The following is a 16,220-nucleotide window of genomic DNA, read 5'->3' as shown; positions in this document are numbered from 1 at the left end:
AGGCAGCACTTCCGAAGGCTGTCTGGCGCTACTGCTTTTGTTTACACTAGCCTAGTCTTGTATTACGATGCGCCGTACCACCGGTCCGGCCTTGGCGTACTGCACTTGCACGTGGTAAACGCCGGGGGCCAGGCCCGTCAGGGGCACGGCCAGCGCCGGTGTAGGCTGTAGCAGTGTGCGAACGGGCCGGCCCAGCGCATCAAGTAGCTGCACCCGTTGAGGCGCACTGGAGGCGTCGAGACTCAGATGAAGCACCTCCCGGCTAGGAACGGGCCATACGCTGGTGCGTGCCTCAGCCGTGGATGAGCTCACCTGCAAAACGTTAGCATCGCGCAGCCGCACCAGGGCCGTGGTGTAATTCAGGCCAGGCTGCAGCAGGGAGCCGGCTACCAGTATGGCCCCATCAGGCTGCACCAGCAGGGCATTGATACCTAGATTGTTATGGGGACTCCTTGCCGCCTGGGGCGCATCCTTCGATAAGAAGCTAGCATCCAGTTCCCCCACGGGCATCATTCTTTCCAGCAGCCGCCCGCCCGCCAGAAGGCGCCCGTTGGGTTGCATCCGCAAGGCTTTTATGGTGTTCAGCTGATTGCCGCGGTAGTCAAAGGAAGCATCGGTGGTGCCGTTGGGCCGCAAGCGCCGCAGAAAAGGATGACCCGTGCCGGCGCTGTTATAGGACCCGGCGGCGTAAATGTTACCGGCCTCATCCACGGCCAGCGCCCTGATTTCTGAGGTGTAGCTATTAGTGAGGCTGGTAAAGCTGTTATCTGGCGCGCCGTTGGGGTGTAGCTGGGTCAGTAGGATGCCTTGCTGGTAAGATGCTACAGCTCCCCCTACCACTATTTTACCGCTGGGCAGCAGCAATAGCGAATAAACACCCGTATTAGCCGGCTGATACGGCTGAAAGTCAGCGTCAGGCTGGCCCGTAGCGCCGTCAAGACGGTCGAGCAGCTGCCTGGTGGCGCCGCCCCGGACACTGAAATACCCACCCAGCAGGATGCGGTTATCTGGCTGTACGGCCAGACTATACACCGTAGAGCCTGCATTGCCGGGGTCGGCCAAGGAGGGCATAAAAGCATTATCAATGGCGCCGGTGGCTAGTAAGCGGCCTACTGCCAGGCGTTTCTGCCCCGATAAAGCTGAAAAGGAGCCCCCTACCACAATTTTCCCGTCGGGTTGCAGGGCTAGCGCCAATACCGGCCCGTTGGCACCACTAGCGGCGGTAAAGGCGGCGTCCACAGTCCCATCGGGTAGTAGCCGGGCCAGATTATTGGCCGGCGTACCGTTGATTTCCGTGAATACGCCGCCTAGTACATAGTTGCCATCGGGTTGGCGTATCACGGCGTTCAGTACACCGCTCACACGCGTTCCTACGGTTTCTTGCCATACCTGCGTAGGCTGAAAACCCGTATCAAGCACTTGCCCCCGCGCGCCGCCGGAAAAAACCTGGCCTAGCAATGTGCAGCTCATGGCGGCCAGAATGCGCCACGTTTGGGTAATTGTCGGCACGGCCATACGCAGGTTTTTTTAACTAGCAGTGTTACATTACTTATTAATATACAATATAACAGTTATATAATGATAAGTAGTACACTCCCTTCATAAAGCTATCCTCGTTGCGGACCTTCGTCGGCGGAGCTGCCGTAGATGGCGGGCACCGGGATATCAAGCAGGCGCAGGTACACCGACAGCTGGCCGCGGTGGTGAATAAGGTGGTTGAGCACCATGGTACGGGCCACGGCGGCGCGTGGCAGCGTCATGAGCACCTGCTCGCCCCGGCGCAAGGACCAGCTGCCGTGGAAGGTGGCGTCGTCAACCTGCTCTATGGCCTTGTGAATGTTCTCGCTGTTCACATCAAAGCGGCTTAATACCGCGTCGGTATTCTCGCCCTGGGGCATTTGCACGGTGGTTACGTCGGTATCCGGACCCGTCAGGGACAGTTCCAGGAAGCCTACCAGGTTGGCCATGTGCGAGGCCAGCGCCCCAATGGTCATGGACTTGGGGTGGGGCTGCCAGCCGAACTGCTCGGTGGGTACGCGCTCCAGCAGGCGGCGGGTCAGTTTCAGCTCGGTGCGCAGCTCCTGGCTGAGGGCAGCTTGCAGGGTGGGTTGGGTGTCGGTCATGAGTTGAGAAAGGGTAATTGAAAACGACGCCAAAGTAACCGTTTCGGGTAAGGTTGATTGGCTGGTTGATGCAAAAAACCGCTTCAGGCATCCGAAGCGGCTTTAGCTCTTGCGAAGGGGTAGCACGAATTAGCGGGCGGAGGCGGGCATGCCCACGTTGGGGGTAGCGGGGGGCGGGCCTAGCGTGGTAGCTTCTGAAGCGTCTGTGTCGCGCAGCTTTTTGCCGCGCAGCTGCAGCAGGAAAATCAACCCCAGAATAAAGAACACAATCAGCGCCAGAATGCTGTAGCGCATGTTGCCGCCCATTAGCTGCGAAATGCCCCCGAATACAACCAGACCGATAACAATACCGACTTTCTCGGTTACGTCGAAGAAGCTGAAATAAGCGGCGGAGTTGGGCGTGTTTTCCGGGATAATCTTGGAGTAGGTGGAGCGCGACAAGCTTTGCACCGCCCCCATGGTCAGGCCAATGATAGCCGCCAGGGCATAGAAGCTCCAGCCGGCCTGCACGAAATAGCCGGCAACACAAATCAGCATCCAGATGAACACGGCCCAGCTGAGGGCGCGCGTGTTGCCGATGCGCTCCGAGAGCTTGGAAAAGAGGTAAGCGCCCAAAATACCCACAATCTGAAGTAGCAGAATAGTGATAATTAGCGACTTGCTATCCAGGCCCAATTCCTCGTCACCGAAGAGGGTAGCGACGTACATCACCGTTTGCACGCCCATGTTGTAAGTGAAATAGGCCAGCAGGAAGCGCTTCAGATTGGGCTGGTGCTTGGTTTCTTCCCACACTTTGCCCAGCTCACGGAAGCCGTTTAGTAGCCAGCCCGACTCTGAAACAGCACCAGCGGGGCGGCCACGGTCGGCGGGCAGGGTAAAAAACGGAATCTGGGCAAAGCCCGCCCACCAGATACCGGTGAGCAGAAAGCTGTAGCGCGTGGCGGTGCCGGCGTCGAGGCCAAACATAGGCGTACCCGACAAGGTAGGCCCTTGGATTAGCATCAGGCACAGGATCAACAGGAGCACGGATCCAATGTACCCCATCGAAAAGCCCCTGGCTGAAAGAGAATCGAAGTTCTCTTCCGAGGAAATATCGGGCAGATAGGAGTTGTAGAACACAATGGAGCCCGAGAAGCCCACCGTCGCCATGATAAACACAAATACGCTAATGGTAAACGTGTTGGGCTCAAAGAAATAGAGACATGCGCAGGAAATAGCCCCGATGTAGCAGAAGATCTGCAAGAACAGCTTCTTCCGTCCCGAGAAATCGGCCAGGGCAGTAAGCAGGGGGCTGATTAAGGCAATAATGAGAAAGGCTGCCGATACGGAATAGTTCTGCAGAGAAGTGCCGGGCACATGCAGCCCCAGGAACTCAACCGGCGTTTTACCGCTGTCCGTGTTGGTGACAGCCTTTACCATAGAACCCCAGTAAATCGGGAAGATGGAGCTGGTAATGACGAGGGGATATACCGAATTGGCCCAGTCGTAAAAGGTCCAGCCGCGGGTAATGCGCTTGTCGTCCTTAGGAATAGTATCAAAGGAGGGGTCCGCCGCGGCGGCCGGGGTAGTGCTCATACAGACGAGGGGAAAAGTGTGCTCCGGCCAAGATAACGGGAATTCCTGGTTGCGGTTGTCGGCTCCGCACTACCATTGTGTTTCCTGCGGCCGGCGCTACTCTTCAGCTAGCAGAGCGGTGTACTGGGCCTCAGTATCTACATCAATAACGCCTTCAGGAAACGGCACTTCAGCTACTAGTGCAGGGTAGCGCTTCAGGAACTGCCCTGCACCGGCTCCATCGGGTAGTTCACGGAGCAAGGGAACAGCTGCCGCGCTGAAGAACACGGGCACTCCTTGTACACCCGCGTAAGCGCAGGCCACTAGGGCGCGGCTAGTAGCGGCGTGGGCCGCGGTAAGCTGCTGCAGTAGTGTTGGACTCACGTGCGGCTGGTCGCAGAGCATAAGCGTCACGCCCGCGCCCAGGGCCTGCAGCTTTTCCAGTGCCGCCAAACCGTATTTTATGGATGCTCCCATCCCCCGCTCCCACCCTGGGCAGTGTGCTATAGTTACTGGCAACTCAGCTAGCTCCGGCAGCAGGGCTTCGTGCTGGGCCCCGGTTACTACCACTACCGCCGCGCCGGCTGCCGCTGCTACGGCCGTTTCGGCGGCACGGCGCAGGAGCGTCTGGCCGCGGTAGGGCAGTAGCTGTTTGGGTCGACCCAAACGCGCGGATGCGCCGGCAGCAAGCAGAATAATGGCGTTTGGCATAGTAGGGTGCGGGGCTCGCCCCCGCCCGTCGTTAGGTTAGTTCCGCTCGTTTACGGCAAGCCTAGTCTTGCTCCCGCCAACGGGTGCGGGCTCATGCACTGGCGCGGACGGCGGGCGGGGACAAGCCCCGCCCCTACAAGCCGCACACGGCATCTACCCGGCCCTCGGCCACCAGTGGCCCATCAGCACGCAGGGGCGGGTGGATGGGGTGCGGGGAGTCGCGGAGGAAGCCGGCGGGGCGCTTGGTCAGTACCGCCTGAATTTCGGCTATGATAGACAAGGCAATTTCCTCGGGCGTTTCGGCTCCCAGGTTCAGGCCGATGGGGCTGTGGATGCGGCCCTGCAATTGCTCGGCGGCATCGGGGGTTTGCTGGCGGAGGTCATCGAGGAGGCGCTCGTATTTCTTGCGAGGGCCTAGCAAGCCAATATAGGTAGTGCTCGGGTCGGGCAGCAGATGGCGCAGCACCGCTAAGTCGTAGTAGTAGTTGTGGGTCATCAGCAGGGCGAAGCTGCCGTCGTAGGGTTCGGTTTCCACCTGGGCCAGGGGTAGCACCCGCACCACATCAGCCTCCGGAAACCGGTTAAGCTGAGCCTGAGCTGGCCGACCATCGACTACCTGTACGCGCCAGCCTAACCCCGAAGCTAGCCGCACCAGGGGCTGCACGTCGTTGCCGGCTCCGTACACGGTTAGGCGCACCGGGGGTCGCAGTATTTCCAGACTTACGCGCACGGTGCCGGCCTCTACGGGGTAGTGCCGGGTAGCGGGCTGACCGGCGGCTAGGGCAGCTTGCGCATCAGCCAGAATCTGGGGGTAGAGTGCGGTTTGTTCCGGCAGGGTGCCTTGGGCAGCGTGGTCGTGGGTGAGCAGCAGGCGCTGCCCTACCCCTACTTCGGAACTTAAACCGGCTACGCCAAACACAGTGGCTACCACGGCAGGTTTTTCTACCCCCTCGGCCCAGCGGCGCAGCAGCTCCACGGGGTTATCGGGGTTCTGAAAATCGAGGGGCTCCAGCAGAATCTGCACAACGCCCTGGCAGCCCAGGGCCGCCCCGAACTGCAGGTCATCGTCGGGGTCGGTCGAGTCGTAGGTAACTACCGTGGGGCGCCCCTGCTGAATGGTGCGGCGGGCCCGTTGGCGGGCATCCCCTTCCAAGCAGCCCCCACTAATGGCCCCGGTCAGTTGGCCTTCATCTGTTACCAGCATACGGGCGCCGGGCCGGCGGTAGGCCGAGCCAGCTACGTCCACCACCGAGGCCAAGGCACAGGCCCGGCCGGCGGCGCGGTGTTCATCATAAGCCCGCAGAAGGCGTTGCAATTCGGTCATAATCGATACATCAGCTCACTGCTGATCAACAAGCACTACGCAGATAGGGAGCCTCAGGCTGCATGCCCGGATGTTCTAACCCGAGCATGCAGCCAACTGTTTTCAGCTTTTCTGTACAGTTCTAGGGTGCAGCCGAAGCATACGGCTCGATAACTTAGGCTTGCACCTTTTTCGTTTCCAGCACTTTATCCGGGGTGATGGGTAGGCTGCGAATACGCTTGCCAGTAGCGTGGAATACAGCATTGGCCACGGCCGCCGATACGCCTACCATCGAAATTTCGCCGATGCCCTTCACGCCCATGGCGTTAATGTAGGGGTCGTGCTCCTCAATAAATTCCACGGTCATATCCGGAATGTCGGCGCAGACGGGAACGTGGTAGTCGGCGAGGTTGGAGTTAGTATAGCGCGCGAAGTTAGGGTCGCGGAAGGTGCCTTCCATCAGGGCGTTACCGATGCCGAAAATGCTGCCCCCGATAATCTGGGAGCGGGCGGTTTTGGCATTCAGAATGCGGCCGGCGGCGTGCACGCTTACCCAGCGCGAGACGCGCACGGTGCCTAGGTCGGGGTCCACTTTCACCTCGCAGAAGTGCACGCCAAAGGAATGCATGGAGTGACCGGCCATGTCGTCCTGGTGGCCGGAATCGGCGGGGCCAGCTGCCAAGCCTGATTCGTAGCCGGCGCCGTACTTGCCGTTGCCGGTGCCCTCAATGTCGGTGGTTTCGTTGCGCTTCATCAGGGTCGCAAAGTCCTCGCCCTTGGCTTTGTTGGCCTTGAGCACCATGCGCCCATTCTCTACCACCACATCAGCGGCTTTGGCCCGATACAGCGGCGACTTTTTATCCTGCGTCGCCAGCTTGATGAGCTTCTGCCACACATCCTGCGCCGCCATGTAGATAGACGACGACACCGTGCCCGCCGCTACCGACCCGCCCGAGTTAGGCGCGGTGGGCAGCCGGGTGTCACCCAGCTCAAAGCGGATTTTATCGGGCGTGAGCCACAAAGCATCAGCCGCTACCTGGGTCATGACGGTGTAGGTACCGGTGCCCAGGTCGGTGGCCCCGGTTTGCACCACGGCGTGTCCATCGGCATAGAGGCGGACGCGGGCGGTGCCTTGGTTGTTGTGCACGGGGTAGGAAGCGGTGGCCATGCCCCAGCCCACCAGCAGGCGGCCGTCGCGGGTGGCACCGGCCTGGGGGTTGCGCTTGCTCCAGCCGAACAGCTCGGCCCCGCGGGCGTAGCACTGCTTCAGGCTTTTGCTGCTCCAGGGTTTGCCGTTGCTGGGGTCCTTCTCGGCGTAGTTGCGCAGCCTGATTTCCAAGGGGTCAATGCCCAGCTGGTAGGCCAAGTCATCCAGGGAGCACTCAATAGCAAAGGAGCCGGGAGCCTCGCCGGGCGCGCGCATGAACGTGGAGGTCATCACGTCGGCGCGGGCCAGCTGGTACGTCGATTCAAACGTGGGGCAGTTGTAGAGCAGGTTGATAATCCGGCTGTTCGGCTCCGCGTAGTTGTCCCAGGGCGAGGTAGTGGAGGTTTTCTCGTGGATGAGGGCCAGGAGCTTGCCCTCCTTGGTTGCTCCCACTTTCAGGGTTTGGGTTTGGTCTTCACGGTGGCCCATGCTGGTGAACATCTGGGGGCGCGTGAGGGCCAGCTTCACGGGCCGACCAACCGCTTTAGCCGCCTGCACCGTTAGCACGGTGTGGGGCCAAGTAGAGCCCTTGCAACCAAAGCCGCCGCCCAGGTATTTCGTTACTACGCGCACCTGCTCGGTGGGTAGGCCCAGCATGGCACTCAGGGCTTTCTGGGTGCGCGTCACCCCCTGGGTCGATTCATATACCGTCACCCGGTCCGGGGCTTCCCAGTGAGCGGTGGTGGAGCCCGGCTCCATGGGGTTGTGGTGGTTGATGGCGTGCTCGTAGGTGTGGGTAAGCTGCACCGGAGCCGCCGCGAAGGCCGCTTTGGGGTTGCCGCGCACCGTATGGCCCTGGGTTTTGCCATCCTGCACTTTCTGCGGATCGAACAGCTCAGCGCGCGGATCGGCGTAGGAAGCCAGGGGCTTTTCGGCAGCAATATTTACCCGCACCAGGGCAGCCGCGTGCTGGGCCCGCTCCAGGGTGTTGGCCAGCACAATAGCTACCGGCTGCCCGGCGTAGTGCACCTGGTCGGTGGTGAGGGGTAGGAAACCCATGGGGGCGCCAATGGCCTTTTTCCCCTCGGGACTATTGGGCGTTTTGGCCAGCTGGGGCAGGTTCTGATGGGTGAGAATAGCTACCACTCCGGGCTCTTTCAGGGCCAGACTAGTATCGATGCTCTGGATGCGGCCTTTGGCTACCTCGCTGGTTTTGAGCACGGCGTGCACCAGGCCGGGCAGGCTGTTGAACTCAGCCGAGTAGCGAGCCTGACCCGTCACTTTGGCCCGGCCATCCACCCGGTCCAGCGGTTGGCCCACGGAGCCGGCCTTGGGGTTGGTTTCAAAGAATGCGGGTTCGGTATCCATGAGGAAGTCTAAACGTTAAGCGGAGAAAACAACATCCTGCTCTGCCCTTCGCGGGCGCTGGGTTCAGCAAGGATTGGGGGGTAGGCCAAGACTGCGCGTCTGAAGCGGCATGAACTTGCCTACCCATTCAGCGGGAGCCTACCCCGCTACTTTCTGCAAAGCCTGCACCAGCGTATTCTGGGCCAGCTCTACCTTGAAGCGGTTATGCTCCCGGGGTTGAGCGCCGCGCAGAGCCGCAGCCGCGGCGGCCCGGAATGTAGCTTCGGTAGCAGGGGCGCCGGTCAGAATCTGCTCGGCCTCGCGGGAGCGCCAGGGCTGGGCCCCTACCCCACCCAGGGCCACCCGAGCCGCGCGGATGGAACCGCCCTGCACGTCCAGACCCACAGCCGCCGAGGTCAGAGCATAGGCGTAGCTGCTTCGCTCGCGCACTTTCAGGTAAGTGGAACGTTGGGTGTAAGCGGCTGCCGGCACCAGCACAGACACAATTAGCTCGCCGGGTTCCAGCACGGTTTCAATGTGCGGGGTGTTGCCGGGCAGCCGGTAAAACTCCGTGATGGGCACCCGGCGCTGCTTGCCCTTCTGGTTTTCCAGGGTCAGGACGGCATCGAAGGCAGCCAGGGCTACGCTCAGGTCGCCGGGGTAGCTGGTGGCAATGCAGGCCTCGCTCACGCCCAGGATGGCGAGGTTGTGGTTGTCGCCCTGCTGGGCGGGGCAGCCGGAGCCGGGCACGCGCTTATTGCACGGAAAGGCAGCGTCGCGGAAGTAGCCGCAGCGAGTGCGCTGCAAGATGTTGCCCCCGATGCTGGCCATATTCCGCAGCTGGGGCGAGGCCGCCAGCAGCAGCGACTCCGAAACGGCCGGAAACTGCTGTTTTACCAGGGCATTTTCGCCTACGTCGCTCATGCGCTCCAAGGCCCCAATGCGCAGCCCGTCCTTGGTTTGCTCAAGGCCCTTGAAGGGCAGCAGGTTGATGTCAACCAGCTGCGGGTGCTCCTCCAGGTTGGCTTTCATCAAGTCCAGGAGGGTAGTGCCGCCGGCAATGTAGGCGGCCTGGGGCTTGTCTTTACGGATGCCGGTGGCTTCCTTGGCCGAACCGGCCTGGGTGTAGCTGAAGTTGTTCATTTGTTGCGGTGACAGGTAGCACGTAACAGGTGACAGGTTTGGGATAGTAAGATGCTCTAGAGCAAGTGACCGGGTAGGACGCCTAACCTGTCACGTGTCACCTGTCACCCTTTGCCGGCTACTTCGCGCACGGCGGCTACAATATTGGGGTAGGCCCCGCAGCGGCACAGGTTGCCGCTCATATACTCCCGGATTTCGGCATCGGAACCGGCGTGGCCCTCGCGCACGCACGCCACCGCCGACATAATCTGGCCGGGAGTGCAGTAGCCGCACTGAAACCCATCGTGCTTGATGAAGGCCTCCTGCATGGGGTGCAGCTCCTCTCCTTTCGCCAGGCCTTCAATGGTAGTTATTTCCTTGCCTTGGTTCATCACGGCCAGGGTCAGGCAGCTCGTAATGCGGCGGCCATCTACGTGCACGGTGCAGGCCCCGCACTGGCCATGGTCGCAGCCTTTCTTAGTGCCGGTCAGGTCGAGATACTCGCGCAGGGCATCAAGCAAACTCACGCGGGGCTCAGCCTGAAACGAGCGCACGGCGCCGTTTACTTTCAGCTGCATAGTCGTTACGCCTTCCACCGTTTTGGAGTAGGCGGCCAGGCGCTCGGCCGGGCCGACAAAGGGCGGCGCCAGGGCCAGCCCCAGGATGCCGCCGGCCTGTTTCATGAAGGAGCGGCGCGTGCCATCCTCGGGGCGGGGCTCCTGCGGAAACTCGCCCGGGTTATCGGTTGAAGAGGTCGTCGACATAGAAATAGAAAGGTGAAAAGCCCGCACCACGTACCACACGCTACTGCAAACAACCGCTTACCGTTGGGCCGGGTTAGCTTCCGTAGGGTGTAACATCTTGGCCTGTCAGGAGGCCTGCATTGTCTTTACGCCGGAACAGGGGTATTGTTCAGATATAGCCACGGGTTTCCTACCCCTCCCCGACTGTTCAAGGCTGGCTATTGCTCCCCTACTAGGCTGTATACACGTTTCAGAATAATGGTCATTACGAACTGGTCGAGGAATCTCGCTTACGTGGTTCGCCTCACCCCCCGGCCCCCTCTCCAGGGGGAGAGGGGGAGTGGATACTTTGGCAACGTCAGCACGCGAGATTCCTCGACCAGCGCGGAATGACCGTTCTGACTTCACCAGCTCTGGTCCGACGGCTCCGCCATTGGGCCGGGACCAGCAAAAACAACCCTGCCCGGCGCCGGGCCGAACAGGGTTGAACAAGATGCTAACAATTACTAGCGGCGGCCGACACTGCCTTTGCCGGCGGCGGCTCCGGCAACCGGGCTTTCCGGTGGGCCCAGGTAGGTAGCCGGCAACGTACCGCGGCTGATGACCAGCTTTTCCAGCACCACGCTGGGGTCCACGCGCCAGAACTTCAGGGTGTGGGTGCCCGCGGCGGCCACGTTGTGCTGGGAGGTTTTGATAATGATGTTTTCGGCTACCGCCCGTTCCCAGGGTCTGTTGCCATTATCAGCCACCATGCCGGTGTGCAGATTGACGAGCTGGGGCGCTTCGTCATCAATGGAAACGGCATACTGTAAGCCTTTGCCAGCGGTAAAATTGAGGGTAGGCGCCAGGTAGGCGTGCACCGTAACGGGGCCGGCCTGCTGCAGCGTGATGGTGTACTGCAGGTGAGGCGACTGGCCGCCGGGGGCTGCCTCCGTCGCCGCCGTAACCGGGAAGGTGGTCATGGCACCCAGGGTGCGGCCCAGGTCGGGCAGGTGCTGCCAAGTAACGGAGCCAGCGTTTACGGCCTTGGTGTAGTGCTCGGCCTCCATGCTCACGTAGCCATCCGCCTCCACGAAACCAGCGCCGGATACGGCGGCGGGCTTGGGCGTGGCGGCGGGGGTAGGCGCGGGCGCAGCCGCCGAAGTGGTGGCCGTAGCCAGAGTTTTTACTTCGGGCATTTTCTGCTCGTTGGGCTGCTGCCAGTAGGTGTAGCCAATGTGGGTCTGGGACATCATGTGGTTCCACTTGCCCCCGGCCAGGGCATGGTAGCGCTTCGTTATTTCGGCATCCTTGGCGTACAGGGCCCGGGCTTTTTCGGCCAACTCATTGGTGTTGGCCTGGCCTTTCTGGGCGGCATCGTGGTTTAGGGCCACGGTGTAGTACAGCTCGTTGAGGTTGGCGCAGGCTTGCACGGGGTGCAGCACCAGCTGGTAGTAGGCGTCGCGGGAAGCGGCCGGAATCTTCTGGTTGATGGCTTCGGCGCGGGTGAGCAGCTGGTTGTACTCGGCTACTACCGTGGCCCACTCGCCGGTAGCGAGGCTGTAGGTTTTCTGGTCGAGCAGCTCGGGCTTGCGGCGGGCGTTGTACTTGGCGTACTTGGCCAGGATGTCGGCAATGTCGGCGGCATGCTTCTCCCCAAACTGCGCGGCGGCCCAGCGCTGGGTGTAGGCGGCCACGTCGGTAACCCTAATCTGGTCGGGGTTCCAGGCGTAATCCAGGAAAAAGCTGATGGGCAGCTCCATAGGCTTCAGGTCGCCCACGTTCACAATCCAGATCTGGTTGGCGCCGTACTCGTGGGCCAGGTGCATTTGCTCCCAGATGCGGGGTAGCGGATTCGTATTCAACCACTTGTAGTTACGCGGACCGCCTACGTAGTCGAAGTGGTAGTAGATGCCGTAGCCGCCGCTGCGGGGCTTCTCGCCGGGCTTGGGCAGCTTGCGGATGTTGCCCCAGTTGTCGTCGCAGAGGAGCAGCGTCACGTCGTCGGGCACGCGCATGCCCCGGTCGTAGTAGTCCTGCACTTCCTTGTAGAGGGCCCAGAGCTGGGGCGTTTGCTCGGCGGGTTTGCCGGTAGCTTCGGCAATAATTTTGCGCTGGTCGGCCACGATGCGCTCCAGCAGGGCAATGTTGCTTTCCTCACTCATGGGCTCGTCGCCGTCGCCGCGCATGCCAATGCTCACGATGTTTTCGCGGGTGCCCATACGCTGCATGCCGCCGCGCCAGAACTCCTGCAGGGCCGGGGCGTTGGTCTGGTAGTTCCAGGCGCCTTTGCCGAAGCGGCGCCATTCGTCGTGGGCGCGCGTGAGGGGCTCGTGGTGGGAAGTGCCCATTACAATGCCGTACTCATCGGCCAATACCGGGTTTTGTGGGTCGTCGGCGCTGAAGGCATTGCCCCACATGGCCGGCCAGAGGTAGTTGCCCTTCAGGCGCAGAATCAACTCGAACATGTGAGCGTACATCTTGGAGTTGACGCCCCCAAACTTCTCCTTCGACCAGTTTTGCAAGGCCGGGGCCTCGTCATTGATGAAGATACCGCGGTATTTCACTTTCGGCTCGCCCTGCGAATGGCGACCCGCCGCCACATAGAGCGACTTCTGCTCCTTCACCGGCACATCGGCCCACCAGTACCACGGCGACACCCCTATCTGCTGCGACACATCATAGATGCCGAAAATGGTGCCGCGCTTGTCGCTGCCGGCAATAACCAGGGCGCGGTCCACGCCCGCCATTGGCTTGTCCACAGTCTGCACCACAAACGTTTCCCACTTGCCCGTCAGGGCCGAGGCATCCAGCTTGCCGGCTTTCACCAACCCGTCAATCAGCGGGCTTTTGCCGAGGGTGCCAATCAGCACTACCTCTTTGCCTTTGGGGTCCTGGTCAGTCGTCAGGGTAGGTTGCCGCTTGGTCACGCGCTGCACGTCGGCCTGCAAATCCTTGGCGGCGCGCAGTACGCCGGGCCAGTCCTGGGCGCTGGCGTAGAGCGGCGCTACCTTGCCGGAAGCAGCCAAGGCAAAGCTGCCTTTGCTCTTCTTAGCCGAAACGTATTGCTCACCCAGGCCAGCCGGGGTGTTGGCCCAGCTTTGCGTGTAGGCCAGTAAGAGCAGCAGCAGGACGAGCGGGAAGCGGGTCAACCTATGGATGGATGGAGACATCGAATAACCGTGAAGATGGAATGAAACTGACCAGGCAACCGTGGCTCAGGCAGCGAGTGTTCAACATTCTGCCGCATCAGCAATCGGTAGCGCCTCCGATTCGGGCTTACTTGCTTGCCCGGAGCACGGCCTGAACCGCCGGCTTGGGCTGGTAATTGCGGTCAAACAGCAAGGGGTAGCTTGTGCGACCTTTGATGGGCCAGTCGTTCAGCCAGGAGTCGGCGTCGGTCACGCCCCAGAGCGTAATCCGGTCGATAACGTCGCGGTGCTTGTGAAACAGGGCAAACAGGTCGGCGTAGCGTTTGGTCAGCTGCTGCTGCACCGAATCAGGCAGGCCGGTGGTGTACACGTTGTATTTGGCATCAGCCGCGAAGGTTTCGGCAATGTCGGCGCCCTGGCGGCGGCTCGGGTTCGGCAGCACGTCGATGTCCAGCTCCGTGAAATTGACCTTACACCCTAACTGCGAGAAGGCTATGATGCTGGCTTCCACATCCTTTAGGCTGGGCTTGGTCAGGCCGTAGTGCCCCTGCATCCCAATGGCGTCCACCTTGATGCCTTTGGCCTGCAGGCTCTTCACCAGCTTGATGACGCCCGCCCGCTTTTCGGGCCGGTAGAGGCTGTAGTCGTTGTAGTAGAGCTGGGCTTTGGGGTCGGCCTTATGGGCATACTCAAAGGCCTTGGCGGCAAAATCCTCCCCGAGGATTTCCAGCCACTTGGTTTTGCGCAGGTCGCCCTGCTGGTCGTCGATGGCTTCGTTTACCACGTCCCAGCCTGCAATTTTGCCTTTGTAGCGCCCCACCACTGCGTTGATGTGGTCCTCCAGCCGCTTCAATAGCAGCTCTCGGCTGGCGGGTTTGCCCTCGGCATCCTCAAACACCCACTTGGGGGTTTGCTGGTGCCACATCAGGGTATGGCCAATGGTGAACATCTTGTTTTGCTGCCCGAAGGCCACGTAGTCGTCGGCGGGCTTGAAGTTGTACGTGTCCGGTTTCGGGTGCACAGCCTCCCACTTGAGCAGGTTTTCAGGGCTGATGGTGTTGAAGTGCTGCTTGACCAAGGCCACCGACCTAGCGTCCTGGCCGCTTATCTGGCGGTTGTTAAGGGCAGCGCCCACGTAGAAATCCTTTTTGAAGGCATCCTTCAAGGGCTGGTCCGCCTTTGGCCCGAAGCCAAGGCCCAGGCCGGCTAGCGCGAGGCACACGAGTACTTTATGAGTTGTCATAAATCGGTTATGAGTAATGGGGCAGCCGGGCACGCGCCGCAGCTGCCCTGAAGAATACTTACTTTACTTCCAGCACCAGCACCGACTGCGGGGGTACTTCCACGCTCAGCTTGTCGCCGCGCTTGCGGGCGCCGTTGAAGGCGGCCAGCTTCACGTTGTTGGGCTTATCGAAGGTGTTGTGGTCGGCCACGTTACCGGAGGTCAGGATGCGGCCCGACACAGTTTTCCAGCTGACGCCGGGCAGGGCGGTTTCCAGCTTCTGGCTTTTCTTCGTGTCGAGGTTTACCAGGGAAATGTGCACGGCCCCCGCCTTATCCCGCGAGGCGGAGGCGTTCAGGGCCGGCAGTTTCTCGCCGTTCAGCACGTAGTCGGGGCTGGTAAACTGCAAGGGCAGGAGTTGGGCATCCTGGTGCACCTGGTACAGATCGAAGACGTGGTAGGTGGGCGTGAGCAGCATCCGCTCCTTGTCGGTCAGGACGAGGGCCTGCAGCACGTTCACGGCCTGGGCCAGGTTGGCCCCGCGCACCCGGTCGGCGTGGTTGTTGAAGATGTTGAGGGTAGTACCGGCCACCAGGGCGTCGCGGAGGGTGTTTTGCTGGTACAGGTGGCCCGGGTTGGTGCCCGGCTCCACGTCGGTCCACACGCCCCACTCATCCACCAGCAGCGCTACCTTCTTGTCCTTGTCGTACTTGTCCATGATGGCCGCGTGCTTGGTTACCACGGCGTCCATTTTCAGGCAGTTGCGCAGGGTATTGAAGTACTGCTGCTCATCGAAGCCGGTGGCCTTGCCCTTGCTGCCCGTCCAGCTGCCGGTGGGCAGGGTGTACTGGTGCAACGTGAGGCCCCACATCTGATTGAGCGGAATGTTCTTCATGCACGTTTCCGTCCAGTGGGCATCGTCGCCGTTGGCCCCGCTCACGATTTTCTTGAGGGGCGGCGAGGCGGGGTAGTTGTGGGCGAAGGTGGCGTAGCGCTTGTACACGTCGGTGTAGTACTCGGCCGTCATGTTGCCGCCGCAGCCCCAGCTTTCGTTGCCAATGCCCCACCACGACACGCCGTAGGGCTCGGGGTGGCCGTTTTTGCGGCGCTCCAGCACCAGCGGGGTGTCGTCGTTGGAGTTGAGGTACTCCATCCAGCCGGCCATTTCCTGCACCGTGCCGCTGCCCACGTTGGCCGCCAGGTAGGGCTCGGTATTCAGCAGCTTGCACAGCTCCAGAAACTCGTGGGTCCCGAAGGAGTTGTCCTCCAGGTTGTTACCCCACCACATGTTCAGCATTTTGGGGCGCTGGGCCACGGGCCCTACCCCATCGCGCCAGTGGTACGTGTCGGCAAAGCAGCCGCCGGGCCAGCGCAGATTGGGCACCTTAATCTTGCGCAGAGCCTCCACAATGTCCATCCGGATGCGGCCCTGCTTGGGCACGTTCAGCTTCTCATCCACCCAAAATCCATCATAGATGCACCGGCCCAGGTGCTCGGCAAAGTGCCCGTAAATGTGCTTGCTGATGACCACCTTGGGGTCGCCGGGCTGCACAGTTACGGGTATGGTTTGGGCCTCTGTTGGAGCAGCCGTTAGCAGGACCAGGCCAGTAGCCAGGCCAAGGGTTTGGCGCAACAGGCGGGGTAGGAAGAAAGGTTGAGAGAAAGGTTGGGACATGGGCGGGAGGTAGGAAACCGTGGGAAAGATCAGGCACAAAAAAACGTCATGCTGAGCTTGCCGAAGCATCTCTACCGGCTTCGTTAGGATAAACCCCGGCGAAGCGGTAGGGATGCTTGGCTATGCCGACCTTCGGTTCGAC

At 61.2% G+C, this 16,220-nt stretch carries 11 protein-coding genes; all 11 read right to left on the bottom strand.

Annotated features, from left to right (window positions below):
• Nucleotides 1–51 precede the first annotated feature (51 nt).
• Entirely contained in the window at nucleotides 52–1,341 is a 1,290-nt protein-coding gene (locus GGU46_RS09260) for a hypothetical protein (RefSeq protein ID WP_183403238.1), read from the bottom strand.
• Between the two features lie 266 nt (nucleotides 1,342–1,607).
• Nucleotides 1,608–2,123, bottom strand: coding sequence for a DinB family protein (locus tag GGU46_RS09255; RefSeq protein ID WP_183403237.1), 516 nt, complete (start codon nucleotides 2,121–2,123; stop codon nucleotides 1,608–1,610).
• A 129-nt stretch (nucleotides 2,124–2,252) separates the two neighbouring features.
• Complete coding sequence (locus GGU46_RS09250) at nucleotides 2,253–3,698, bottom strand: MFS transporter (RefSeq protein ID WP_183403236.1); 1,446 nt, start codon at nucleotides 3,696–3,698, stop codon at nucleotides 2,253–2,255.
• Nucleotides 3,699–3,794: 96 nt separating this feature from the next.
• A complete protein-coding gene (locus GGU46_RS09245; protein ID WP_262890935.1) occupies nucleotides 3,795–4,388 on the bottom strand; it encodes a nucleotidyltransferase family protein in 594 nt (197 codons plus the stop codon).
• 133 nt (nucleotides 4,389–4,521) lie between these two features.
• Entirely contained in the window at nucleotides 4,522–5,712 is a 1,191-nt protein-coding gene (locus GGU46_RS09240) for an XdhC family protein (RefSeq protein WP_183403234.1), read from the bottom strand.
• A gap of 154 nt (nucleotides 5,713–5,866) precedes the next feature.
• Complete coding sequence (locus GGU46_RS09235) at nucleotides 5,867–8,206, bottom strand: xanthine dehydrogenase family protein molybdopterin-binding subunit (protein ID WP_183403233.1); 2,340 nt, start codon at nucleotides 8,204–8,206, stop codon at nucleotides 5,867–5,869.
• Between the two features lie 138 nt (nucleotides 8,207–8,344).
• Nucleotides 8,345–9,328: an FAD binding domain-containing protein gene (locus GGU46_RS09230; protein ID WP_183403232.1), complete on the bottom strand. Its 984-nt coding sequence runs from the start codon at nucleotides 9,326–9,328 to the stop codon at nucleotides 8,345–8,347.
• A gap of 104 nt (nucleotides 9,329–9,432) precedes the next feature.
• The gene (locus GGU46_RS09225; RefSeq protein ID WP_246398826.1) at nucleotides 9,433–10,071 is read right to left on the bottom strand and encodes a (2Fe-2S)-binding protein; all 639 of its coding nucleotides are present in this window, start codon (nucleotides 10,069–10,071) and stop codon (nucleotides 9,433–9,435) included.
• Nucleotides 10,072–10,556: 485 nt separating this feature from the next.
• Nucleotides 10,557–13,202: a glycosyl hydrolase 115 family protein gene (locus tag GGU46_RS09220; RefSeq protein ID WP_183403231.1), complete on the bottom strand. Its 2,646-nt coding sequence runs from the start codon at nucleotides 13,200–13,202 to the stop codon at nucleotides 10,557–10,559.
• A 106-nt stretch (nucleotides 13,203–13,308) separates the two neighbouring features.
• Nucleotides 13,309–14,424: an endo-1,4-beta-xylanase gene (locus tag GGU46_RS09215; RefSeq protein ID WP_183403230.1), complete on the bottom strand. Its 1,116-nt coding sequence runs from the start codon at nucleotides 14,422–14,424 to the stop codon at nucleotides 13,309–13,311.
• A gap of 58 nt (nucleotides 14,425–14,482) precedes the next feature.
• A complete protein-coding gene (locus GGU46_RS09210; RefSeq protein WP_183403229.1) occupies nucleotides 14,483–16,078 on the bottom strand; it encodes an alpha-N-arabinofuranosidase in 1,596 nt (531 codons plus the stop codon).
• Nucleotides 16,079–16,220: the final 142 nt, after the last annotated feature.

Source organism: Hymenobacter latericoloratus, assembly GCF_014199535.1.
In the GTDB taxonomy this organism is placed as follows: Bacteria; Bacteroidota; Bacteroidia; order Cytophagales; family Hymenobacteraceae; genus Hymenobacter; species Hymenobacter latericoloratus.
The sequence above is the reverse complement of the archived record's forward strand: the minus strand, read 5'-3'. Positions and strand labels throughout refer to the sequence as shown.